This is a genomic window from Variovorax cryoconiti (assembly GCF_051216395.1).
Classification (GTDB): domain Bacteria; phylum Pseudomonadota; class Gammaproteobacteria; order Burkholderiales; family Burkholderiaceae_C; genus Variovorax.
Map to the genome: position 1 here is coordinate 1 of NZ_JBPJZI010000006.1, position 23,837 is coordinate 23,837.

A 23,837-nucleotide genomic window follows, 5' to 3' on the forward strand; every position below is an offset into this window, starting at 1 on the left:
GACCCAAGGCATCGAGCAGATCAACCAGGCCATCAGCCAGATGGACCAGGTCACGCAGCAGAACGCGGCGCTGGTGGAAGAAGCCGCCGCAGCGGCCGGCTCGCTGCAGGAGCAGGCCGGCAGCCTGTCGCAGCTCGTCGGCGTCTTTCAGCTGACGCCTGCAGCGCCGTCCCGGCGCTGATCCGCCGAAGCGCCGTTACAGCGCCATGTGACCGGTCGCCAGCGCCGCGGCGGCCGAGCGTGTCTCCACGCCCAGTTTCTCGAAGATGTGTTCGAGGTGCTTGTTCACCGTGCGGGGGCTCATGCCAAGGATCTCGGCGATGTCGCGGTTGGTCTTGCCCTTGGCCAGCCACGACAGCACCTCGGTCTCGCGCGGCGTGAGTGCGGCGTCAGCCACGCGCGAGGCGAGGGCGGGGCCCTCGCGCTGCAGCGCCAGCAGCAGCATCGTCTCGCCGAGCGTGGCCGAGCCCATGTTGCGCACCGACAGGCGCGTGCCGGCCGCGGTGGTGGCCAGGATGCTCGCGCCCTCGGCCAGTGCCGACCCGAGCGCGGCGGGCAGTTGGCCTGGTGCGGCCGGTTCGCCCAGCGCATGCAGCCACAGCGCGGCCTGCGGCGAGCGCCAGGCCACGCGGCCGTGGGTGTCGACGAAGACCACGCCCATGCCCGCCACGTCGACCGCGTCGCGCGCCATCCGCGTGATGCGCGCGTTGCGCGTGTGCGTATGGAGCCGGGCCAGTACCTCCTGCGCGCGGATCGGCTTCACGACGTAGTCGACACCGCCGCAGGCGAAGCCTTCGACCACGTCCTGCGTCTCGGCCATGCCGGTCATGAAGAGCACCGGGATGTGCGCCAGCGCCGGGTTGGCCTTGATGCGGCGGCAGGTCTCGAAGCCCGACAGGCCGGGCATCAGCCCGTCGAGCAGGATCGCGTCGGGCACCACCAGCTCGAGCCGCTGCAGCGCCGACTCGCCGTCGGCCGCGACCAGCACGGTGTAGCCGCTGGCCTCCAGCGTGTCGCACAGCATGCCCAGGCTGCTGGGCGCGTCGTCGACGACGAGCACCACCGGGCGTTCGGTGTCAGGGGCTGGGGGCATCGGCATCCTCCGCGAGAGCGTTCTTGAAATCGTCGAGTTCAAAGCGCGCGAGCATGCCGCGCAGCTGGGTGCAGGTGGCGGCCAGTGCCGGGTCGTTGGCGGCCAGTCGGTCGAGCGCCTGCTGCAGGCCGCGCACATGGCCCACCTGCACCAGGCGCATCAGCTCGAGCCGGGCCTCCTCGGGCAGCGAGACCGGTTCGGCCGGCGGCGGTGCCGCATCGTGCGCGGCCGGCGCCGGCGTGTGCTGCAGCCATTGCAGGCCCAGGTGGCGTTCGAGCGTGGCGATCAGTTCCGACTCGATCACCGGCTTGCCGATGAAGGCCTGGCAGCCGGTGGCCTGCAGCCGGTCGGCCTGGTTCTCGAACACGTTGGCCGAGACGATGAGGATCGGCACGTCCTCGAAGCCGGCGATGCGCACCCGCGTGGCGGTCTCCCAGCCGTCCATGTCGTCCATGCTGATGTCCAGCAGGATGGCCGAGGGCACGTGCTCGCGCAGGCTGTCCAGGCATTCGGTGCCGCTGGCGGCCTCGCGCACGTCGAAGCCCAGCGGCATCAGCATGCCGGCCAGCATCTGGCGCTGCACCGGCTGGTCGTCCACCACCAGCAGGGTGCGGCGCGGGCCGAAATAGCCGGAGATCGGGCGCTGCGGTTCGGCCTGCGGGCCGGGGTCGGCCACCTCGCGCAGGTACACCCGCACGCTGAAGGTGCTGCCGCGGCTCGACGTGGCGGCCATGCGCAGCTCGCCACCCATCAGCGACGTGAGCAGGCCGGTGATGGTCAGGCCCAGGCCGGTACCGGGTTCGCCGTGGCGCCGGCCGGCCGCACCGCGCTCGAAGGGCAGGAAGATGCGCTGGTGGTCCTGTGGCGCCACGCCGATGCCGGTGTCGATCACGTCGAAACGGAGCACCTCGCGGGTCGCGTCGACGTGCAGCGTCACGGTGCCGGCCTCGGTGAAGCGCACGGCGTTGGTCAGCAGGTTGATCAGGATCTGGCGCAGCCGCTTGGCATCGGCATGCACCCAGGCCGGCAGGCGGCCGCTGTGGGTGTAGACGAAGGCCAGGCCCTTGCCCTCGGCCTGCGGTCGCACCATGCGCACCACCTCGTCGAGGAAGCCGGGCAGGGCGAGCGGCATCGGCTCCAGCTGCAACCGGCCGGCCTCGATGCGCGCCAGGTCGAGCAGGCCGTCGATCAGCCCGAGCATGTGCTCGCCGCTCTTGTGGATGGTCTGCACCGCGGCGCGCGGCGGGTGCGTGGCATCGTCGTTCTTCAGCAGGATCTGCGAGTAGCCCAGGATGCTGTTGAGCGGCGTGCGGAGCTCGTGCGTCATGCCGGCCACGTAGCGCGTCTTGGCCTGGTTCGCCGCCTCGGCCGCCTCCTTGGCGGCCTGCAGCGCGGCGTCGGTGCGGCGGTGCGCCTCGATCTCCAGCGTGAGCAGGTGGTTGTGGCGGTTCGATTCCTCCTGCGCCATCTTGCGGCTCTCGCTGCCCAGCACCACCCACCAGGCCGCCACGGCCGCCACCATCGACAGCAGTGCAAAGACTTTCAGGAAGGGGGAACGCAGGAAGACGTGCGTGGCGTGCGCGTTCAGCAGGCCTTCCTGCGCGTACACGATGCCCAGCACCGTGGCCAGCAGCGCGATGAGCGAGGTCGCGACGAGCATGTAGTGCGCCACCCGGAAGTTCAGCCGCAGCGCCAGCGCCGGCGGCAGCAGCGCCTTGATCCACACGCCGATCTGCTCCGAGGCGCGCGAGTTCTTCTTGCAGCCGTCGTGGCAGCGCGATTCGAGCGTGCAGCACAGCGAGCAGATCGGCGCGCTGTAGGCCGGGCAGTGCGCCATGTCTTCCGACTCGAAGGGGTTGTCGCAGACCGAGCAGCGCACCAGCTGCCCCGGCGCCCAGTGCTGCAGGTCGGTGCGCGCCAGGTAGTAGCGGCCCTTCGTCTTCCAGGCCAGCAGCGGCGACACCACCAGCGCGGTCAGCAGCGCGACGAAAGGCGAGAACGATTCGGCCCAGCGCCCCAGCAGGCCGGCGTAGGCCACCATCGCCACTGTGGCCGCGACCACCATCGACACCAGCCCGACCGGGTTGATGTCGTACAGGTGCGCCCGCTTGAACTCGATCGACTTCGGGCTCCAGCCCAGCGGCTTGTTGATGACCAGGTCGGCCACCAGCGCGCCGACCCAGGCAATGGCGATGTTGCTGTAGAGGCCCAGCACCTTCTCCAGTGCCGCGAACACCCCCAGCGTCATCAAGAGCAGGGCGATCAGCACGTTGAACACCAGCCACACCACGCGCCCGGGGTGGCTGTGCGTGAGCCGCGCGAAGAAGTTCGACCAGGCCAGCGAGCCCGCGTAGGCATTGGTCAGGTTGATCTTCATCTGCGAGACGACGACGAAGAGCACGGTGATGCCCAGCACCCAGGCCGGGTCGCTGAAGACGTAGGCGAAGCCGGCCAGGTACATGCGGGTCGGCTCGACCGCATGCGCGGCCGGGATCTCGTGCTGCAGCGCGAGGAAGGCGAGGAAGGCGCCGCCCAGCATCTTGAGCATGCCCGGCACGATCCAGCCCGGCCCCGCCACCAGCACCGCGGCCCACCACTTGGCCCGGTTGGCGGCGGTCTTCTCGGGCAGGAATCGCAGGTAGTCGACCTGCTCGCCGATCTGCACCACCAGCGAGAAGGCCACCGTGGCGCCGGCGCCGAACATCAGCGGGTCGAAGTTGTTGGTGCCGGAGATGCGGCCGACCAGCCCGGTGAAGTCGGCATAGGCCTGCGGGTTCTTCCACAGCACCGCGACGAAGGGCAGCACGAAGAGCGTGAGCCAGATCGGCTGCGTCCACAGCTGCAGGGCAGAGATCATCGTGATGCCCCGCATCACCAGCGGGATGATGACGATCGACGACACCAGGTAGCACACCGCCAGTGACCAGTCGAAGTACATCTGCAGCGCAAGCGCCAGGATGGCCGCCTCCAGTGCGAAGAAGATGAATGTGAAGCTCGCGTAGATGAGCGAGGTGAGCGTGGAACCCAGGTACCCGAAGCCCGCGCCGCGCGTGAGCAGGTCCATGTCGACGCCGTACTTGGCGGCGTAGTAGCAGATGGGCAGGCCGGTGAGGAAAGTGATGATGCCCACCACCAGGATCGCCCAGAGCGCGTTCTCGAAGCCATAGCTCAGCGCGATGGCACCGCCGATGGCTTCCAGCGCGAGAAACGAGGTCGCGCCGAAGGCCGCGTTGGCGACGCGGAACTCCGACCACTTGCGGAAGCTGCGCGGCGTGTAGCGCAGCGCGTAGTCCTCCAGCGTCTCGTTCGAGACCCAGGTGTTGTAGTCGCGGCGGATGCGAAAGATCTTCTGACCGGTGACGGGCGCCATGTTCCGTTCTTTCGGAAGGGGGAAATGGCTGTCTCGTTGCAAGAAGCGCTCCTTGTCCGTTCGGTGGGTGGCAGCGGGCGCCCAGTCTCGCCGCGCACGCCGCGGCGGCCTCTACGTTGATTGACGTATTCGGCGTACGTCGGCCCGTTCCTACAGTGGCGGCCATGGTGCTCGGCGCGCCGCACGCCGCACAGCGGTGGTGCGCCGGGACACCGTTTGGTCCCTGCTCCGCAACCTTTCAACCTTCGACTGGAGATTCCCCCATGGCCCGTGATCAAGATCCGTCCCTCGCCGAACAGCAGCAGCTCGCGCTGCGTCGCCGCCGTCTGCTCCAGGGCGCTGCCGCGCTGCCGGTGATGGGCCTCAGCGGCCTGAGCTTCGGCCAGCAGTTCCCGACGGCCAAGGTCAACACGACCAAGCTCGCCGTGACCGACACCGAGGTCACGGTCGGCCAGCTGCATTCGTCCAGCGGCACCATGGCCATCTCGGAAACCGGCTCGATCCAGGCCGAGCAGCTGGCCATCGACGAGATCAACGCCATGGGCGGCATCCTGGGCCGCAAGATCAAGGTCATCAAGGAAGACGGCGCGTCCGACTGGCCGACCTTCGCCGAGAAGTCGAAGAAGCTGCTGGTCAACGACCACTGCGCCGCGGTGTTCGGCTGCTGGACCAGCGCGTCGCGCAAGGCGGTGCTGCCGGTGTTCGAGAAGGAAAACGGCCTCCTGTACTACCCGACCTTCTACGAAGGCCTGGAGCAGAGCAAGAACGTGTTCTACACCGGCCAGGAAGCCACGCAGCAGATCATCTGGGGCCTGGACTGGGGCGCGAAGGAGAAGAAGGCCAAGACCTTCTTCCTGGTCGGCTCCGACTACATCTGGCCACGCACCTCGATGAAGATCGCGCGCAAGCACATCGAGACCGTGGGCAAGCTCGGTTCGGTCAAGGGCGAGGAGTACTACCCGCTGGGCCACACCAACTTCAACTCGCTGATCAACAAGATCAAGGTCGCCAAGCCCGACTGCATCTTCGCGGCGGTGGTGGGTGGCTCGAACGTGGCCTTCTACAAGCAGCTCAAGGCCGCCGGCATCACCGGCGACAAGCAGTTCCTGCTGACGCTGGCGGTGACGGAAGACGAAATGACCGGCGTGGGCGGTGAGAACTTCGCCGGCTTCTACTCGTCGATGAAGTACTTCCAGTCGCTCACCAACGACAACAACAAGAAGTTCGTCGCCGCCTTCAAGGCCAAGTACGGCAAGGACGCGGTCATCGGCGACGTGACGCAGGCCGGCTACCTCGGCCCCTGGTTGTGGAAGGCCGCGGTCGAGAAGGCTGGCAGCTTCGACGTCGACAAGGTCGTGGCCGCATCGCCGGGCATCGAGCTGAAGAACGCACCCGAGGGCTACGTGAAGCTCGATGCGAACCACCACCTGTGGAGCAAGGCGCGCATCGGGCAGGGGCAGCTCGACGGCTCGTTCAAGGTCGTGGCCGAGTCGCCGGACTTGATCAAACCCGATCCGTTCCCCAAGGGTTACCAATAGCCCACCCCCGAAGCGGCTCACTTCGTGTAGCCGCCTCCCCCTCGAGGGGGCGACACCAGCGGCCCGGCGAAGCCGGTTCCGCGGTGTCCCACGGTTCGTTCACTGATTTATCGGACGCAGCGCCATGAGCATTTCAGACATGTGGAACATCGGCCTCATGCAGGGCTTCGCGGGGCTGAGCCTGTTCGCGGTGCTGCTGCTGATGGGCCTGGGCCTGGCGATCATCTTCGGCCAGATGGGCGTCATCAACATGGCGCATGGCGAGTTCATGACCATCGGCGCCTACACGATCTACATGGCCGCGCGCTTCACGGAGCACCTGGCGCCGGCCTTGATGCCGTATTACTTTCCGGTGGCCATCGGCCTGGCCTTCATCCTGGCGTTCATCGCCGGCTGGCTGGTGGAATGGGCGTTGATTCGCCACCTGTACAAGCGGCCACTCGACACGCTGCTCGCCACCTTCGGCATCAGCCTCGGTCTCCAGCAAATCTTCCGCACCTTCATCGGCCCGAAGGAAGTGAGCCCCACGCTGCCCGAGTGGCTGATGGGCTCGTGGGCACCGGCCGAGGGCCTGGACATTCCGATCAATGGCCTGTTCGTGCTGGCGCTGACGACGTTCGTGACCGTCGGCGTGCTGCTCGCGCTGCACAAGAGCCGCTGGGGCCTGCGGGTGCGTGCCACCGTGGCCAACCGCACGATGGCCAACGCCACCGGCATCGACACCAAGAAGACCGACCGCCTGACCTTCGCGATCGGCTGCGGCATCGCCGGGGTGGCTGGCGCGGCCTTCACCACCATCGGCTCGACCGGGCCGACGTCAGGGTCGCTCTACATCGTCGACGCCTTCCTGGTCGTCACCTTCGGCGGCGCCGCCAGCCTGCTGGGCACCGTGGTGTCGGCCTTCGGCATCGCGCAGACCCAGTCGATCGCCGAGTTCTTCATTACCGGTTCGATGGCGAAGGTGCTGACGCTCTCGCTCATCGTGCTCATTCTGATGATCCGCCCCCAAGGTCTCTTCGCATCGAAGGTTCGTCGCTGACATGAACACCCTCAAGTCCTTGATCACGCGCTACCAGCTGGCCAGCCTGCTGATTCTGACGCTGCTGCTGGCGGTCGTGCTGCCGCTCGCGCTCGACATCTTCCGCCTCAACCTGGTGGGCAAGTACCTCACCTACGCCTTCGTCGCCGTCGGCCTGGTGATGGTGTGGGGCTACGGCGGCGTGCTGAGCCTGGGGCAGGGCGTCTTCTTCGGCCTGGGCGGGTACGCCATGGCCATGTTCCTGAAGCTGGAAGCGTCGGACCCCGAGACGACCAAGATCCAGTCGACGCCGGGCATCCCCGACTTCATGGACTGGAACCAGATCACCGAGCTGCCGTTGATGTGGCTGCCGTTCAAGAGTTTCCCGCTCACGCTGATCCTGGTGATCGCGGTGCCGACGCTGCTGGCCTGGATCATCAGCTACGCGATGTTCAAACGGCGCGTGGGCGGCGTGTACTTCGCCATCATCACGCAGGCCGTGGCGCTCATCGTCACCGTGCTCATCATCGGCCAGCAGGGTTACACCGGCGGCGTGAACGGCATGACCGACCTGAAGACGCTGCTGGGCTGGGACACCCGCACCGACAGCGCCAAGTACATCCTTTACTACGTTTGCGTCGCGCTGCTCATCGCCAGCATCGTGCTGTGCCGCTGGATCCAGACCAGCAAGCTGGGCACGCTGCTGCTGGCGATGCGCGACAAGGAAGACCGGGTGCGCTTCTCGGGCTACGACGTGTCGAACTTCAAGGTGTTCACCTTCTGCCTGGCGGCCGGCCTGTCGGGCATCGGCGGCGCGCTGTTCTCGCTGCAGGTGGGCTTCATGTCGCCCAGCTTCGTGGGCATCGTGCCTTCCATCGAGATGGTGATCTTCGCGGCCGTCGGCGGGCGCATGAGCCTGGTCGGCGCGGTGTACGGAACGCTGCTGGTGAACGCCGGCAAGACGCTGTTCTCAGAGAGCTTCCCCGACCTGTGGCTCTTCCTCATGGCCGCGCTCTTCATCGGCGTGACCATGGCTTTCCCGATGGGGCTGGCCGGCCTGTGGGAAAGCCACATCGCCCCGTGGTGGAAGAACCGCCGCCAGGCCCTGCGCGACGCGTCGGCCAAGCCGCCGACGGCATCGGCACCCCTGCCGCCACGCATCGTCGACCCCGCGCCCGGCACCGGTCGGGGCGACTTGCCCGACGGCGTGAGCAGCCAGCGCGTCTGAACCCCGGAGCCACCCCATGAGCAACACCGATTTCGCACTGGCGGTCGAAGACCTGACCGTGTCCTTCGACGGCTTCAAGGCCATCGACATGCTGACGCTCTACATCGACAAGAACGAGCTGCGCGTGATCATCGGCCCCAACGGCGCCGGCAAGACCACGCTGCTCGACCTGATCTGCGGCAAGACCAAGGCCAGCAGCGGCAGCATCAAGTTCAAGAACACCGAGCTCACGAAGATGGCCGAGCACAAGCGCGTGCGGCTGGGCATCGGCCGCAAGTTCCAGACGCCGTCGATCTACGAGAACCTCAGCGTGTTCCAGAACCTCGAGGTGTCGTACCCCTCGGGCCGCTCGGTGTTCGGCGCGCTGGCGTTCAAGTGCACCGACCAGGTGAAGGCCGCCGTGCAGGCCGTGGCGGAGGACATCGGGCTGGTCGACAAGCTGGGCACCGAAGCCGGGCTGCTGTCGCACGGCCAGAAGCAATGGCTTGAGATCGGGATGCTGCTGATGCAGGAGCCCGAGCTGTTGATGCTCGACGAACCCATCGCAGGCATGAGTTCACGCGAACGCGAGCTGACGGCCGACCTGCTCAAGCGCATCTGCAAGAACCGCGCGGTGATCGTGATCGAGCACGACATGGAGTTCGTCAAACAGATCGCGCACAAGGTCACCGTCATGCACCAGGGGAAGATCCTGGCTGAAGGGCCGATGGAGAAGGTGCAGGCGGATGAGCGTGTCATCGATGTTTATCTGGGGCACTGACATGAAACCCGTTGCTTGTCGTTCCGGGTGGGCTCACGCCGACGGCGTACTCCCCTCCGCGAATGTCCCCCGGCCTGCGGCCTCCTCCTTTATTTCGCTGCGGGGAGCACGCCATCGACGCGAGCCGGCAGCGCGGTGCTTCATCGATGGATATCGCACGACGTGCCCCGTGCCGAGGGTATGGGGTGTCTCCCGCAGCGAAATAAAGGAGGAGCCGAAGGCGGGGGACATTCGCGGAGGGAGATACCCCGTGGCCTCGGCACGTACCCCCACCTTGCAGTCCCTGAACCTGGAGCCATCGCAATGAGCAACGTGATGCTGGAAGTCAAAGACCTGCACACCGCCTACGGCCAGAGCGAGGCGCTGCACGGTATCTCCTTCGACGGCATGGCGAACGAGACCATCGCCATCATGGGTCGCAACGGCATGGGCAAGACCACGTTGTTCAAGAGCCTGATGGGCGTGCTGCCGATCAAGAGCGGCAGCATCAAGGTCGCAGGTAACGACGTGTCGCACGACGAGAGCTTCAAGCGCGTGGCCAAGGGCATCGCCTACGTGCCGCAGGGCCGGATGATCTTCCCGACGTTGACGGTCGAGGAAAACATCCAGACCGGCCTGGAGAATTCCAAGAGCCGGCACATCCCCGAAGAAATCTACGCGCTGTTCCCCGTGCTCTTCGACATGAAGCGGCGCAAGGGCGGCAACCTGTCGGGCGGCCAGCAGCAGCAGTTGGCCATTGCGCGCGCGCTGGTCACCAACCCGAAGGTGCTGCTGCTCGACGAGCCGACCGAGGGCATCCAGCCGTCGATCATCAAGGACATCGCCAAGGCGCTCAACGAGATCCGCAAGATGCGCGGCATCACGATCATCGTGTCCGAGCAGGTGCTGAGCTTCGCGATGGACGTGGCCGATCGGCTCTTCGTCATCGAAGGCGGCCGGCTGGTGCACGAGACCGCGCGCGACAAGACCGATGTGAATCACATCAAAGCCTACCTCTCTGTTTAACCACAACCCCCAGGAGCCACACGCAAATGACGGACACGCTGATCAAGGTCGACCTGACGAAGTCGCCCACCGAGAACGAAATGATCCACAACCGCTGGCATCCGGACATCCCGATGGCCTGCTGGGTCAACCCGGGTGACGACTTCATCCTGGAGACCTTCGACTGGACCGGTGGCTTCATCAAGAACAACGACAGCGCCGACGACGTGCGCGACATCGACCTCACCACGGTGCACTACCTGTCGGGCCCGGTCGGCGTGAAGGGTGCGGAGCCTGGCGACCTGCTGGTGGTCGACCTGCTCGACATCGGTGCCAAACAGGATTCGCTCTGGGGCTTCAACGGCTTCTTCTCGAAGAAGAACGGCGGCGGCTTTCTGACCGACCACTTTCCGCTGGCGCAGAAGTCGATCTGGGACTTCAAGGGCATGTTCACCAGCTCGCGCCACATCCCCGGCGTGAACTTCGCCGGCCTGATCCACCCCGGGCTGATCGGCTGCCTGCCCGACAAGCCGATGCTCGACATGTGGAACGAGCGCGAGCAGAAGCTCATCGACACCGACCCGCATCGCGTGCCCGGCCTGGCCAACCCGCCCTCGGCCGGCACCGCCCACATGGGCAAGATGACGGGCGAAGCGCGCGCCAAGGCCGCGGCCGAAGGCGCCCGCACCGTGCCGCCGCGCGAGCACGGCGGCAACTGCGACATCAAGGATCTGTCGCGCGGCTCCAAGGTGTTTTTCCCGGTCTACGTCGACGGCGCGGGCCTGTCGGTCGGCGACCTGCACTTCAGCCAGGGCGACGGTGAGATCACCTTCTGCGGTGCCATCGAGATGGCCGGCTGGGTGCACATGAAGGTCACGCTCATCAAGGGCGGCATGGCCAAGTACGGCATCAAGAACCCGATCTTCAAGCCGAGCGTGATGACGCCGAACTACAAGGACTTCCTGATCTTCGAAGGCATCTCGGTCGACGAGGCCGGCAAGCAATACTACCTCGACGTGAACGTGGCCTACCGTCAGGCCTGCCTGAATGCCATCGAGTACCTCAAGAAGTTCGGCTACTCGGGCGCCCAGGCCTATTCGATCCTCGGCACGGCGCCGGTGCAGGGCCACATCAGCGGCGTGGTCGACGTGCCCAACTCCTGCGCCACGCTCTGGCTGCCGACCGAGATTTTCGACTTCGACATCAACCCGAACGCCAGCGGGCCGACCAAGTTCATCGACGGCAGCATCGACATGCCGCTGTCGCAGGACGTCTGAGCCGATGCCGACCTACGACTACGAATGCGGCGCCTGCGGCGGCTTCGACGCGTTGCGCAGCGTGAGCCGGCGCGACGAGCCCGCCGCCTGCCCGGACTGCGGTGCGGCGTCGCCGCGCGTGATGTCGGCCGCGCCGCGCCTGGCGCTCATGGCCGGCAGCACGCGCAGCGCCATCGAGACCAACGAGCGCGCGCGCCACGAACCGAAGAGTTCGAAGGACTACCAGCGGTTGAAGCATCCCGCGGGCTGCGGATGCTGCAGCACGAAGCGTGGCGCGACGGTGACGGCGCCCAACGGCGTGAAGGGCGCGCCGAGCCGGCGGCCCTGGATGATCAGCCACTGAACCGAAAAGGCCTCAGCGGGAAAAGCGGGTGACCATGAAGTCCTGCCCGCTGTAGGTGCCCTGAAAAGTTCGCAATGGATTCGAGACATAGCGTGCGACATCCTGCTTCAGCTTTCCGTACTCTGGACTGTCCAGTTGGTAGGCATGGGTCGAACCGATCTTCAGGATGGGGACACCGGTCAGGCCGAGCACGCTCGATTCGTAGTAGCCCGATAGCAGAACAGCCGATATCTTTCGTCCCTGGTTCTGAACAATCCAGCGTACGGGCTCGTAGTTCGTCAGGACGAGAACCAGCGGCTGCGATGCAGGCGCCACGGTGACGCGAACGAAGCCGGGCGAACGAGGACGGCCCGCGCCATGTGTGCCCGATTTCGATTCGTAGACGCCAATCGCGGCAACTTCGGCATCGGCGGGCACCTCCGTCAACATCGGCTGCACCTGGCGTGTTTGCGGCATGCCTCCCATCATGCTGTCGCGGCCTTGGCCCGAAGTCAGCGCATTCAGCTTGGCCAATTGAACGGCAAGCTGGGCGTTGGCAATGATCTTGCTCAACTCCTCGGGCGGGCCTGCCTCGATGGCACTCCCGATGACCACTGCATCGCCGCGACGCATGAACCCACTCCGAGGTGACAGAGGAAGGATGAGCCCGTCAGCCTGCTGATACTTCAGATCAGGGGCCATGGTCTGGGCATCCACATCGAGCACCTTGCCCTCGTTGCGCATGGAACCTTCCGTCGACGCCGCGAAGTAAATACGCGAGTCGTCGAGCTTGGCGTAGCCGCTTGCACGCAGCACCGCGGTGTCCCAACTGCCTTGATCGCCGGTCTCAAGATCCGCCCAAGCCAGGCTCGTCGACGTCACATAGACGAGCCTCTTCCCGCCCCGCATCAGGAACGGGGTCGCCGATGTCACTGGTTTGATGAGGCGCCACTGGTTGAGTTGCCGGGCCGTCAGTGTGCCGTCGGCTTCTCGCGCATGGTCCATGACCATGGCCGTGTTGTACCCGCCGATCAGGGTCTGATTGCCGTCGCCCGGAATGGAAACTGACCAGCTGGGCCGCCGCTCGGACGACAGGTATGCCGTAGCCTCACCGTTGAGCATGTCGACCAATACCGTCGCCTGTCCCTGAGCGCTTTGTGTCATCACCAGCCCGTTGACAGACGGAAGCCACGAATACAGACGCAAGTACTTGTCGGTCGACCACAGCACGGCGCCGGATTCGATCTCCAAGAAAACCACGCCGCGGTTGGATCCGCGCGGGAGCGCGAGCACCCGCCCGTTCGGCGACAGCTCCAGACCGGTGTGGGTGTAGTCGTCTGCTGTAAACGTCTGCATCACCTTGCCCGACGGAAGGCTCACTGCTGTCAGGGTGCCGCGCGAGGATCGAAGTACCGCGACATTCGACGCCGAGGACGTCGTGATACCCACCGTGCTCTCGGGTGTCGACGGCAGAGCCTGAGATGGCGGCAACGCGGCGAGGGGGACCAGTGCTGGCTTCTGCATGGCTATGGCAACACGCCTGATGCCGATCCAGTCAGCAAGCTGCCGATCTTGTTCCGCGAAGCAGCTTGCGTTCGTCACTTTCCTCTTGATGTCCGCAGGCGAGTCCAAGCGCCCTACATCCACCGCCGCCGTGCAGGTGAGGGCCCGGACCTGCAACATCTTTGCGTATCGAGCCTTCACTGCATCGGCCGTTGCCTTGTCCGCATCCGAGGTTGCTATCGCTTCTAAGAGCCTTTTTGACGCAAGTGCGGTCTCATCCGGAATCGGAAATGCACTGGTGATCCGGTCGCTGGGGGAGGCGAAGCCGGCTGCGAGCTTGTCGCAACCACTCAACGTGCATGCCGCAAGTAAGAGGACCAGAATTCGACGCATCGTTCTACTTTCAAAGGCACTCCGATGCCCGGCATGGGGTATGGGTGCGCAGGCTTGGGGCAATCTGCCGAGTGGCGGCGGCGCCAATGAGTGAGCACCATTGACTGGTGAGAATGTAACAAAAGTGCTCGGTGTCGATGCCTGCCTGTGGTGCAGGAATGTTGGCCGCATTGCTGTGCGGGACCGAGGGTGACCGCTTTCGATGCGGCTCGATGATCGACCCGGCCTTGCCCGTTTCGACTGCGCCTCAGCCCGCCAGCCCGGCGTACACGTTCTGCACGTCGTCATTGGCGTCGATCGCCGCCAGGAAGGTCTCGACCTCTTCCAGTTGCTCGGCGCTCAGCGTCGCCGGATCGACCGGGTTCTTCGGCTTGTAGCCCAGCTTGGCCGACAGCACGGTGAAGCCCTGCTCGGGCAGCGCCTTGCTCACCAGGTCGAGGTCGGTCGGCGCGGTGAGAAAGACGGTGGTGCCGTCTTCCTCGCCGGGCTCCAGGTCCTGCGCGCCGGCTTCGATCGCGGCGACTTCGGCATCGGCGCCGGCGGCGGCCGGTGCAGCCTCGATCATGCCCAGGTGGTCGAAGTCCCAGGCCACCGAGCCCGAGGTGCCGAGATGGCCCTTGCGGAACAGCACGCGCATCTGCGGTGCCGTGCGGTTCACGTTGTCGGTCAGGCACTCGACCATCACCGGCACCTGGTGCGGCGCGAAGCCTTCGTAGACAACATGCTCGAAATGCACCGATTCACCGGTGAGGCCCGCGCCTTTCTTGATGGCGCGGTCGAGCGTGTCCTTGGGCATCGACACCTTGCGGGCCTGTTCGACGACCAGCCGCAGGCGGGCGTTCGACCCCGGGTCGGCGCCGCTGCGCGCGGCGACCATGATTTCCTTGGCCAGCTTGCCGAAGAGCCGGCCCTTGGCGTTGGCCGCCACGTCCTTGTGCTTTGCTTTCCACTGCGCGCCCATGTCGATCTCCTTGCGTTCTGCGTTGCCTGGCGGCGAAGCAGCGACTGTACGCGTGCGCGCGGCGGCTCGCCTCGTTCAGCGCGGCGGCGTCATGCCCTTGGCGGCGAGCGTGGCGGCGGCGTCCGGGCCGGTCATGGCCGCGAGCAGGCTGCGCGCTGCGTCGGCGTGCGGGGTGTCGCTGGCAATGGCGCCCGCGTAGGTCGTGCTGTTCTGGATGTCCGCCGGCAGCGGCCCGACGAGTTCGGCGCCGCGCACCGGCAGGATCTCGCTGATCTGATGCACCGCCAGGTCGGCCTCGCCGGTGACGACGCGTTCGGCCACCAGGCCGCCGGGCACCAGCACCGCCTTGGCGCGGATCGCGTCGGCGATGCCCATGCGCTGGAACAGCCCGTCGAGGTAGATGCCGCTGGAGCCGCCCGCCGCGGGGTCGATGTAGGCCACCTTTCGGGCATCGAGCAGCGCCTGCTTGAAGTCGGCCACCGTGTCGATGCGCGGCCGGGGCGCGCCGGCCTTCACGGCGACGCCGATGTCGACGGTGGCCAGCAACGTCACGCTGTCGGGCACCACGCGGCCTTCCGCGGCGAGCGTCTTCAGCGCGGCGGGCGTGAGCATGAGCACGTCGAAGCGTTCACCGGCACCGACACGCTTGGCCAGGGCGCCGGCCGTGTCGTTCTGGATGTCGAGCCGGTGCCCGGTGCGTGCCTCGAAAGCCGGCGCCATCGCGACGACCACCTGCTTGAACGCGCCGGCCGTCAGCACCTTCAGCGTGTCGGCCTGGGCGGTGACGGCGGCCACGGCGATGACCGGAAACAGAACATTGCGCAGCAGACGTCGCATCGAAAGCCTCGTGAGAAAGATGATGGTCGGGCCCATGAGCGGGCACGCGAGTATCACGCGCAGACGTGATCAGCGGGTGACGCGCAGACGTTGTGCCAGCCGCACCAGCGCGGCCTCGGCCGAGTCGGCGATCTCGGTCGAGCGCGTCAGCATCAGGTTCAGCCGCTGGCCCAGACCCTCGACCATCACGCCGCTGGCGCGCTCGCGGATCACGCCGTCGGCACCGGTCTCGCACTCGACCGTGGCGCACACGCGCTCGGCGTAGGTACCGGGCGCCACGCCGTACACCATCACCGGTTTGCCCAGCGCGGTGGCAAAACCCACCTCGAAGACCGTGCCCGAATCGGGCTCGTGGCCGCGGAAGGGCACCAGGTTGGCGATCACGCCGTCGGCCTCGCGGATCAGGCGCACGTTGCCGTCGTAGATGCGCTGGGCTCGCTCTTCGTCGCCCAGGCGCAGGTCGGCCGCGATGCCGCCGTCGGAGGGCGGCACGCCCTGCAGGCCGAGCGTGTCACAGAAGGCGACGAGGCGTTGGAAGATCGCCTCGCTGTCGCGGAAAAAGACATCCGGGCCGGCGAGGTAGATGCGGGGGCGTGACGATTCGCAAGAGGGGTTGGAGCGCATCGCGCCATTGTGGCGCTACGTCAATCAACGTATTCGGCAGGGCGGGGTCGCTTCGCAGAATGGAGTCGGTCCCACCACCCCAGACGAGGTCGATGCCATGATCCACGGCGACATTTCGAGCAGCAAGGACACCGTCGGTGTCGCGGTCGTCAACTACAAGATGCCGCGCCTGCACACCCGGGCCGAGGTGCTCGACAATTGCAAGGCCATCGCGAAGATGGTGGTCGGGATGAAGGCCGGCCTGCCGGGGCTCGACCTGGTGATCTTCCCCGAGTACTCGACGCACGGGATCATGTACGACAGCGCCGAGATGTACGAGAACGCCGCCAGCGTGCCCGGCGTCGAGACCGAAATCTTTGCCGCGGCCTGCCGCCAGGCGAAGGTGTGGGGCGTGTTCTCGCTGACCGGTGAGCGTCATGAAGAGCACCCGAACAAGGCGCCCTACAACACGCTCATCCTGATGGACGACCAGGGCGAGATCGTCCAGAAGTACCGCAAGATCATGCCGTGGACACCCATCGAGGGCTGGTACCCGGGCAACCGCACCTACGTGAGCGACGGTCCCAAGGGCCTGAAGGTGAGCCTCATCATCTGCGACGACGGCAACTACCCCGAGATCTGGCGCGACTGCGCGATGAAGGGCGCCGAGCTCATCATCCGCTGCCAGGGCTACATGTACCCCGCGAAGGAGCAGCAGATTCTGATGTCGAAGGCGATGGCCTTCGCCAACAACACCTACGTGGCGGTGGCCAACGCGGCCGGCTTCGACGGCGTGTACTCGTACTTCGGCCACTCGGCGCTGATCGGCTTCGACGGCCGCACGCTGGGCGAATGCGGCACGGAAGAGATGGGCATCCAGTACGCGGCGCTCAGCAAATCGCTCATCCGCGACTTCCGCAAGCACGGCCAGTCGGAGAATCATCTCTTCAAGCTGGTGCACCGCGGCTACACCGGCCTCATCAACTCGCACGAGGGCGACAAGGGCGTCGCCGACTGCCCCTACGAGTTCTACCGCCAGTGGATCGCCGATCCGCAGGGCACGCGCGAGAGGGTCGAGGCCCTCACGCGCAGCACGGTCGGCACGGCCGAGGCGCCGATCGAGGGGATTCCGAACGAAGAGACGGTCAACCTGTATCGCTGAGGGCAAATCACGTTGGCGCCGGTGCACGGGCGTTGACAGGCCTCTGAACGCCGAACAAACTGAAGCGGTCCCCAACAGATTGGATTGCATGGACCCGTCCATCACACCCGAGGATCGCGACCTTCGACCCAGCGTCGGCGCACGGCGTGCGCGATGGCTTGACGAATCCCTGGACCTTCTCTACATCGCGTTCGCTGTGCTTGGCGTCAGTTGTGCCGTCGGCATGGTCTACGGCTGGCTGGCCGGGCTGGCCGCTCTGGCTGGCGCCGTGATCGCCGTGTATGGCCTGCTGCACCTGATCCGGTCGGTCGCGCACCGGTCGCTTCAGACCCGGGTGCCGCAGCGACGCTTTCCGGGCGCGCGGCGCTGAATCGGAACGCAGCCCTCAGCGCACCACGCGCCCGTCCGCCGTCACGGTCACCAGCTCGATTCCCCAGGCCGCGTCGCGGGCGCCGGCGCGCAGGTTGATGCGGAAGCCGCCGACGTCGTAGGCCGTCATGCCCGCCAGTGTGCGTTGCAGGGCTGCGGCCGTGAAGGGACGGCCGGTGCGGCGGATGCCTTCGGCCAGTGTCTTGGCGGCGATGAAGCCTTCGAGGCTTTCGTAGGTCGGCGTCTGGTCGGACGTGTCGATGGCGGCGTTGTACTCACGCACCACGGCCACGGAGGTGCTGCGCGGCGAGGGCACCACCTGCGAGATGACGACGCCGCGGATGTCCTTGCCCAGCGCCAGGAACAGGGGGTTCAGACCGACCACCGAGTAGTTCATGAACAGGCCGACGTACCCGGCCTTGCGCATCTCCAGGATGACCGCGGCGGTGGTCTGGAACAGCGCCGCCTGGATCACGACCTGCGGCTGCAGCTTGTTGAGGCTCGCCACGGCGGCGTCGACCTTCGTGCTGCCGGCCGGCACGAAGGCCGACCCGACCAGCGGCGGCAGCTTCAGCTCGGCGATGGCGTCGTTCACCGCCTGCAGGCCGGCGTGGCCCAGGGGGTTGTCCTCGGCCAGCACGGCGATGCGCGACTGGCCGATGGTGGCGCAGTGCCGCACCATCTTGAAGGCCTCGTCGGCCATGCTCGGGCGCACGTGGAAGACATTGGGGTTCGCGGCGCTGCGCAGCGTGTCGGCCGCGCCGAAGGGCGCGAAGAAGAGGGTGCCGCGCTGCTGGGCCACGGCGGCACCGGCATTGCTGCTGGCCGTGCCGACGAAGCCGAAGAGCAGATCGGCGCCGTCGGCCAGCAGCTTCTGCGCATTGGCTGCGGCACGCGCCGGGTCGGCGCCGTCGTCCACCTGCCGAAGTTCGATGCGCGAGCCGGGGTTGGCCTCGTTGAAGGCATCGACGTACAGCTTGGCGCCGCCCGAGAAGGCAAGGCCGATCTCGCTGGCGGGCCCTGTCAAGGGAACGGACTGTCCCCAGACCACACGCCGGGGGGCCGGCACCGTCTGCGCGAGAAGCGGCGAACCGAAGCCGCCCGCCAGGCAGCCCGCGCCGTACGACAACCATTGCCTGCGTGAAATCGACATGGATGCTCCTGGCCAAGGTAGTAACAAAAGGCTACGCAAGCCTCGTGCCATCCAGCGCTCAGCGGCACTTGCCGCGCTTGATGGGTCTCTGATCAGCGGCGCGCGAACACCAGGTCCCAGACGCCGTGGCCCAGCTTGAGGCCGCGATTCTCGAACTTGGTGAGCGGCCGGTAGTGTGGTTTCTCTGCCCAGCCGTCGGCAGTGTTGCGCAGCATCGGTTCGGCCGACAGCACTTCGAGCATCTGCTCGGCGTAAGGCTGCCAGTCGGTGGCGCAATGCAGGTAGCCGCCAGGCTTCAGCCGATCGGCCAGCTTGGCCACCAGCGGCGACTGAATCAGCCGGCGCTTGTTGTGGCGCTTCTTGTGCCACGGGTCGGGGAAGAAGATGTGCACGCCGGCCAGCGTGCCGGCCGGAAGCATGTGGTCGAGCACGTCGACTGCGTCGTGCGCGCAGATGCGGATGTTGGTCAGGCCCTGTTCACCGATGCGCTTGAGCAGCGCGCCGACGCCGGGCTCGTGCACCTCGCAGCACAGAAAGTTCGTCTCGGGCATCACGGCGGCGATGTGCGCCGTGGCTTCGCCCATGCCGAAGCCGATCTCGAGCACGGTGGGCGCCTCGCGGCCGAAGGTGGCGGTGACGTCGAGTGGCTCGGCGCGGTAGGGCAGCAGGTAGGTCGGGCCGAGTTCGTCGTAGGCGCGTTGCTGGCCGTCGGTGGTGCGGCCGCCGCGCTTGACGAAGCTCTTGAGGCGCTGGCCGTAGCGTGGGTTGGTCGCCGCCGGGTCGGCGGCCTCGGCAGGGTCGGTGGGGCCCGGTAGGTCGGGAGGAAGGTCGGTCGCGGGCAGGTTTGTCACGGGCGCGAATTGTAGAGATCGCGCCAGGCGGCCACCCAGCCGGCCAGGGCGTCGGGAATGTGCGTGGCATCGTTCGGCGGCAGCCCGAGGGTGCGCGCGGCCCGCGACAGCTCGGCCAGCGCCTGCTGCGGCGTGCTGGTGTCGAAGGCCGCCGCGCCGTGCTGCTTCGACAGCTTTTCACCGTCGGCACCGCGGACCAGCGGGGTGTGCAGGTAGCGCGGGGTCGGCAGCCCGAGCGCGCGCTGCAACAGGATCTGGCGGGCGGTGTTGTCGGTGAGGTCCGCGCCGCGCACCACGTCGGTGACCTGTTGCTCGGCATCGTCGATCACCACCCGCAGCTGGTACGACCAGGGCCCGTCGGCGCGGCGCAGCACGAAGTCACCCACCTCCGCTGCGACCTGCTGCGACTGCGGGCCGAGCCGCCGGTCGTTCCAGCGCACGAGGCCGGGCTCGAAGGCTTCGGTGGCGAAGCGCCAGGCCCGCGCGGGCTTGCCATGCAAGCCGTCGCGGCAGGTGCCGGGGTAGACACGCTCGCTGTGGCGGGTATGCGGCACGCCGCGCCGTGCCAGCGCCAGGTCGATCTCGGCGCGCGTGCAGCCGCACGGGTAGGCCAGGCCGACGGCGATCAGGCGATCGAGCGCGACGGCGTAGCGGTCCCCACGGGCCGTCTGCCAGACCGGCACGTCGTCGGGGTGCAGGCCGCACGCGGCGAGTTGCCGCAGGATCTCGTCGCCCAGGCCCTGCAGGCAGCGCTCGGTGTCGCCATCTTCGATGCGCACCAGCCAGCGCGCCTGCGGGCCGCGTGCCCGCACGTCGAGCCAGCTGGCCAGCGCCGCCACCAGCGAGCCCGCGTGCAGCGGCCCGGTGGGCGAGGGCGCGAAACGGCCGGTCGGCGTCACGCCACCCGTCACACCACAGCGAGGGCCAGCGACAGGCCGGACAGGAAGGCGTCTTCGACGCGGTGGCCCATGCACCAGTCGCCAGCCAAGCCGATGCGTGCCTTGGCATCCCACAGATGCGGCTTGCCCAGCGGGGCCTGGGTCTGCGCTTCGGGCCAGCAGCGGGCGCGGGCGTAGTTGGGCGTGGCATGGATGCCGGTGATCTCGGCGAAGGCGCGCAGCAGCTTGGCCTCGACGCGGGGGGCGTCGTCGCGCAGGTGTTCCTGCGACCAGATCGGGCTGGCCTGCAGTGTCCAGCGCTCGACCGGGTCGCGGCCGGGCTTGGACGATTCGCGCGCCAGCCAGGCGACGCGATGGTGCGTGCTGCGCGCGGCGTTCCACTGCGGGCCCAGGTGCGACATGGTCGGCTGGTTGGCCTGCGGGAAGGCGATCATCAGCGTCCAGCAGGGCGAGGCATGCACCTTGGCGATGTTGCGTTCGAGCGAGGGCGAGACCTTGCTGCGGCCCAGCAGCAGCCGCGCGCGCGCTGGCGGGATGGCCAGCAGCACGGCGTCGAAACCGGAATGGACCGGCACGCCGCTGCCGCCTTCGGTGTGCAGCTGCCAGCGGCGGCGGTCGAGCGCATCCGGCTCGATCTGCGTCACCTGCACGCCGGTCACCAGGCTGTCGCCCAGCGGCTTGGCCCAGGCCGCCACCACCGCGTCCATGCCGGGCTGGGCCACGTAGTGCGGTTCGAGCGAGGGCAATGCGGCTTCGGCCACGCGGCCGTGCGGGTCGAGCACGCGCACGAGGTTGGCGCTCCAGGGGCGGCAAAGCTTGGGCACGGTCTGCAGCGCGAGGGCGAAGCGCTCGTCGCGCACGGTGAAGTACTGGGCGCCGCTGTCGAAGCGGCCGAAGGCGGTCGACTCGCTGGCCATGCGGCCGCCCGCGCCGTCTTCGGCCTCGAACACGGTGACCTGGTGGCCGGCCTGCACCAGCGTGCGCGCGCAGGCGATGCCCGCCATGCCGGCGCCCACGATCGCGAAATGCTTCGGCGCCGGGCTGGGGGTTCGGTGACGGTCGGTCGGTGCGGACGTGTTCATGACGGGTCTCTTTCTTCGAATGGCGAGCAGGGCGGAATGGCTGTCGACTCTACCTCGGCTTTCAGCGGCCCCGGTGTTGCTCGAGCAGCGCGCGGCGCGTGCCTTCATGCTCGAACTGCGCAAGCCACCATTCGAGCGCGCGGCCCGGTCGGGCCGCGGAGCGCACCCGCCAGGCCAGGTGCATCTGGCCCACCGGGCGCACGCGTTCGGTCTGCAGCTCGACCAGGTGGCCGGCCTCGATGTACGGCCGTGCCAGCGCCTCCGGCAGGAAGCCGCTGCCCAGGCCGTGCAGCTGGGCGGCCAGCTTGGCCTGCATCGTCGGCACGGTGAGCACGTCCTGCCCGCCGATCAGGTTGACGTTCATCGTCGGCCCGGCCCGCGAGGAGTCGGCAGCGGCCACGGCGCGGTGGTTGCGCAGCGTGGCATCGCTCAACGGCTGCGGCAGCCGGGCGAGCGGGTGGTGGGGCGCCACCGCGTAGACGAAGCGCAACTCGCCCAGTGGCCGGGTGCGGATGCCGGGCGCGGTGAAGCCGAGGCTCTGCGCGTCGAGCACCGAGCCCACGGCCAGGTCGGCTTCGCCACTGGCCAGCGCTTCGATGGTGCCGAGCAGCGTTTCGTCGCGCAGCTTCAGGCGCGTCGGCGGTTCCAGCGCATAGAAGGCGCCGACCAGGTCGAGCATCGGGTCGCGGGCGATCACGCTGTCCATCGCGATGGTGAAGAGCGGTTCCCAGCCGGTGGCCACGCGCTTCACGCGGTTGGCCACCGCCTCGAGGTCGGCCAGCAGCCGCGGGGCTTCGCGCAGCAGCTCGGCACCCGCTTCGGTCAGCCGTGCCTGGCGCGCGCTGCGGTCGAACAGCAGCACGTCGAGCGCGTCCTCGATCTGCCGCACCCGGTAGCTCAGGGCGCTGGGCACCATGTCCATCGCGCGCGCGGCGCCGGCGAAACTGCCTGCGCGCACCACCGTCTGGAGCATGGCGAGGGCGTCGGGGGTCAGCACGTCGCGGGCGCTGGGCATGGCGATCCTTCATTCAAAAAAACTGAATGATGCCATCAAAAGTGGACGGCTTTCAGCCGGGTCGGACGCCCTAAAGTTCTCTACATCCGCTGCACACACGGTGCGGCATCTGAAGGGCCCCGAGGGGCCAAGGAGTTCAACGATGTTGACGATTCGTAAATCCCAGGAACGTGGCTACGCCGATCACGGCTGGCTCAAGTCTTTTCACAGCTTCTCTTTCGCCGGCTACTACGACCCGGCCCACATGGGCTACGGCAACCTGCGCGTGATCAATGAAGACCGCGTCGCGGCCGGTGCGGGTTTCGGCACGCACGGCCACAAGGACATGGAGATCATCAGCTACGTGCTGTCGGGCGAACTGGCGCACAAGGACAGCATGGGCAATGTCGAGAGCATCCCGCCCGGCGACGTCCAGCGCATGAGCGCGGGCCGCGGCGTGATGCACAGCGAGTTCAACCACAAGGCCGACCAGACCACGCACTTCCTGCAGATCTGGATCCAGCCGAACGTGAAGGGCATCGAGCCGGGCTACGAGCAGAAGCAGTTCGGCGCGGCCGACAAGCGCGGACGCCTGCGCCTGGTGGCCTCGCCGGACGGCAGCGACGGCTCGGTGACGGTGCATGCCGACGCCCGGCTGTACGCCGGGCTGCTCGACGGCGACGAGAAGGCATCGCTGACGCTCGACCCGGCGCGCAAGAGCTATGTGCATCTGGTGCGCGGCGAGCTCGAAGTCAATGGCGCGAAGCTGGTGACTGGCGACGCCGCGATGCTCGAAGGCGAGACGCAGCTGGCACTGACCGCTGGCAACGACGCCGAAGTGCTGGTGTTCGACCTGGCCGCCTGATGTTCCCGCCGCTGCCCTTGGGCAGCGGCTTTTTCTGTCCGGCTGCCTTCTGGCAGCGTTTTTCTTGTTCTTCTTTTCAATCCACTGAGGAGTTTCCATGTCCACCATCACCACCAACCGCGCCGCAGGCGTCACCACGACCGGTAGCCAGGATGTCGTCGCCCTGATCGGGCGCGTGCTGATCGCCGCGCTGTTTATTCCGGCCGGCTTCGGCAAGCTCATGGGCTTTGCCGGCACCGTCGGCTACATCGGCTCGGTCGGGCTGCCGCTGCCGCAGGTGGCTGCCGCGCTGGCCATCCTGGTCGAACTCGGCCTCGGCATCATGCTGCTGGTCGGCTTCAAGACGCGCTGGGCCGCCCTGGGCATCGCGCTGTTCACGCTGGTCGCCACCTTCGCCTTCCACAACTACTGGGCCATGCCGGCCGACAAGGCCTTCGTCAACCAGCTCATGTTCTTCAAGAACATTGCAGTGATTGGCGGCCTGCTCACCGTCTGGGCCTTCGGTCCCGGCCGCCTGAGCGTCGACAAGCGCTGAGCGCCGAATTCCCCCTGAATCCCTGACGAAAGAAAATTCA

General features: G+C 67.2%; 22 protein-coding genes and 1 pseudogene. 12 read left to right on the forward strand and 11 right to left on the reverse strand.

Features of this window, described 5'->3' with window-relative positions; translation table 11 throughout:
* Positions 1-181, forward strand: a pseudogene (locus tag ACSFA2_RS15790) (methyl-accepting chemotaxis protein); the annotation flags it as partial.
* Positions 182-196: 15 nt separating this feature from the next.
* Here the strand turns inward: ACSFA2_RS15790 and ACSFA2_RS15795 are convergent.
* Positions 197-1,093, reverse strand: coding sequence for a response regulator (locus ACSFA2_RS15795; protein WP_435456263.1), 897 nt, complete (start codon positions 1,091-1,093; stop codon positions 197-199).
* On the reverse strand, positions 1,077-4,463 hold the full coding sequence (locus ACSFA2_RS15800) for a hybrid sensor histidine kinase/response regulator (RefSeq protein ID WP_435456264.1): 3,387 nt from the start codon (positions 4,461-4,463) through the stop codon (positions 1,077-1,079). Before ACSFA2_RS15800 ends, ACSFA2_RS15795 begins: the two co-directional genes overlap by 17 nt.
* A 263-nt stretch (positions 4,464-4,726) precedes the next feature.
* Between ACSFA2_RS15800 and urtA the strand changes: the two genes are divergently transcribed.
* From urtA to ACSFA2_RS15835, 7 genes are all read left to right on the forward strand, one after another.
* Positions 4,727-6,001, forward strand: a complete 1,275-nt coding sequence (urtA, locus tag ACSFA2_RS15805; RefSeq protein WP_435456265.1) for an urea ABC transporter substrate-binding protein — start codon at positions 4,727-4,729, stop codon at positions 5,999-6,001.
* Positions 6,002-6,125: 124 nt separating this feature from the next.
* Complete coding sequence (gene urtB, locus ACSFA2_RS15810) at positions 6,126-7,040, forward strand: urea ABC transporter permease subunit UrtB (protein ID WP_435456266.1); 915 nt, start codon at positions 6,126-6,128, stop codon at positions 7,038-7,040.
* Between the two features lies 1 nt (position 7,041).
* Entirely contained in the window at positions 7,042-8,247 is a 1,206-nt protein-coding gene (urtC, locus tag ACSFA2_RS15815; protein WP_435456267.1) for an urea ABC transporter permease subunit UrtC, read from the forward strand.
* 16 nt (positions 8,248-8,263) lie between these two features.
* A complete protein-coding gene (urtD, locus tag ACSFA2_RS15820; protein ID WP_435456268.1) occupies positions 8,264-9,007 on the forward strand; it encodes an urea ABC transporter ATP-binding protein UrtD in 744 nt (247 codons plus the stop codon).
* A 315-nt stretch (positions 9,008-9,322) separates the two neighbouring features.
* A complete protein-coding gene (urtE, locus tag ACSFA2_RS15825; RefSeq protein ID WP_435456537.1) occupies positions 9,323-10,012 on the forward strand; it encodes an urea ABC transporter ATP-binding subunit UrtE in 690 nt (229 codons plus the stop codon).
* 26 nt (positions 10,013-10,038) lie between these two features.
* Entirely contained in the window at positions 10,039-11,268 is a 1,230-nt protein-coding gene (gene fmdA / locus ACSFA2_RS15830) for a formamidase (protein WP_435456269.1), read from the forward strand.
* 4 nt (positions 11,269-11,272) lie between these two features.
* Positions 11,273-11,611, forward strand: coding sequence for a zinc ribbon domain-containing protein (locus ACSFA2_RS15835; RefSeq protein ID WP_435456270.1), 339 nt, complete (start codon positions 11,273-11,275; stop codon positions 11,609-11,611).
* Positions 11,612-11,623: 12 nt separating this feature from the next.
* Here ACSFA2_RS15835 and ACSFA2_RS15840 read toward each other — a convergent pair whose 3' ends face one another.
* The 4 genes from ACSFA2_RS15840 to ACSFA2_RS15855 all read right to left on the reverse strand — a co-directional run bounded on the left by ACSFA2_RS15840 (position 11,624) and on the right by ACSFA2_RS15855 (position 15,908).
* Positions 11,624-13,486 carry a hypothetical protein gene (locus ACSFA2_RS15840; protein WP_435456271.1) on the reverse strand — a complete coding sequence of 621 codons (1,863 nt, stop codon included), beginning with the start codon at positions 13,484-13,486 and terminating at the stop codon, positions 11,624-11,626.
* Between the two features lie 247 nt (positions 13,487-13,733).
* Positions 13,734-14,447, reverse strand: a complete 714-nt coding sequence (locus ACSFA2_RS15845; protein ID WP_435456272.1) for a YebC/PmpR family DNA-binding transcriptional regulator — start codon at positions 14,445-14,447, stop codon at positions 13,734-13,736.
* A gap of 75 nt (positions 14,448-14,522) precedes the next feature.
* The gene (locus ACSFA2_RS15850; protein ID WP_435456273.1) at positions 14,523-15,284 is read right to left on the reverse strand and encodes a molybdate ABC transporter substrate-binding protein; all 762 of its coding nucleotides are present in this window, start codon (positions 15,282-15,284) and stop codon (positions 14,523-14,525) included.
* A 69-nt stretch (positions 15,285-15,353) separates the two neighbouring features.
* Positions 15,354-15,908 carry a nucleoside 2-deoxyribosyltransferase gene (locus ACSFA2_RS15855; RefSeq protein ID WP_435456274.1) on the reverse strand — a complete coding sequence of 185 codons (555 nt, stop codon included), beginning with the start codon at positions 15,906-15,908 and terminating at the stop codon, positions 15,354-15,356.
* Between the two features lie 97 nt (positions 15,909-16,005).
* On the opposite strand from ACSFA2_RS15855, the gene ACSFA2_RS15860 reads away from it, so the two are divergent.
* Both ACSFA2_RS15860 and ACSFA2_RS15865 read left to right on the forward strand, forming a co-directional pair.
* Positions 16,006-17,049: an aliphatic amidase gene (locus ACSFA2_RS15860; RefSeq protein ID WP_435456275.1), complete on the forward strand. Its 1,044-nt coding sequence runs from the start codon at positions 16,006-16,008 to the stop codon at positions 17,047-17,049.
* Between the two features lie 88 nt (positions 17,050-17,137).
* The gene (locus ACSFA2_RS15865; RefSeq protein ID WP_435456276.1) at positions 17,138-17,419 is read left to right on the forward strand and encodes a hypothetical protein; all 282 of its coding nucleotides are present in this window, start codon (positions 17,138-17,140) and stop codon (positions 17,417-17,419) included.
* A gap of 15 nt (positions 17,420-17,434) precedes the next feature.
* Here the strand turns inward: ACSFA2_RS15865 and ACSFA2_RS15870 are convergent, their stop codons facing one another.
* The 5 genes from ACSFA2_RS15870 to ACSFA2_RS15890 all read right to left on the reverse strand — a co-directional run bounded on the left by ACSFA2_RS15870 (position 17,435) and on the right by ACSFA2_RS15890 (position 22,418).
* On the reverse strand, positions 17,435-18,571 hold the full coding sequence (locus ACSFA2_RS15870) for an ABC transporter substrate-binding protein (protein WP_435456277.1): 1,137 nt from the start codon (positions 18,569-18,571) through the stop codon (positions 17,435-17,437).
* 92 nt (positions 18,572-18,663) lie between these two features.
* On the reverse strand, positions 18,664-19,422 hold the full coding sequence (gene trmB, locus ACSFA2_RS15875) for a tRNA (guanosine(46)-N7)-methyltransferase TrmB (protein WP_435456278.1): 759 nt from the start codon (positions 19,420-19,422) through the stop codon (positions 18,664-18,666).
* Positions 19,419-20,321, reverse strand: coding sequence for a tRNA glutamyl-Q(34) synthetase GluQRS (gene gluQRS, locus ACSFA2_RS15880; protein WP_435456279.1), 903 nt, complete (start codon positions 20,319-20,321; stop codon positions 19,419-19,421). Before gluQRS ends, trmB begins: the two co-directional genes overlap by 4 nt.
* 8 nt (positions 20,322-20,329) lie before the next feature.
* Entirely contained in the window at positions 20,330-21,403 is a 1,074-nt protein-coding gene (locus ACSFA2_RS15885; RefSeq protein WP_435456280.1) for an NAD(P)/FAD-dependent oxidoreductase, read from the reverse strand.
* 61 nt (positions 21,404-21,464) lie between these two features.
* Positions 21,465-22,418: a LysR family transcriptional regulator gene (locus ACSFA2_RS15890; RefSeq protein WP_435456281.1), complete on the reverse strand. Its 954-nt coding sequence runs from the start codon at positions 22,416-22,418 to the stop codon at positions 21,465-21,467.
* Positions 22,419-22,560: 142 nt separating this feature from the next.
* Between ACSFA2_RS15890 and ACSFA2_RS15895 the strand changes: the two genes are divergently transcribed.
* Complete coding sequence (locus ACSFA2_RS15895) at positions 22,561-23,262, forward strand: pirin family protein (protein ID WP_435456282.1); 702 nt, start codon at positions 22,561-22,563, stop codon at positions 23,260-23,262.
* A 97-nt stretch (positions 23,263-23,359) separates the two neighbouring features.
* Positions 23,360-23,797 (forward strand): DoxX family protein, encoded by a 438-nt coding sequence (locus ACSFA2_RS15900; protein WP_435456283.1) that lies wholly within the window; start codon positions 23,360-23,362, stop codon positions 23,795-23,797.
* Positions 23,798-23,837: the final 40 nt, after the last annotated feature.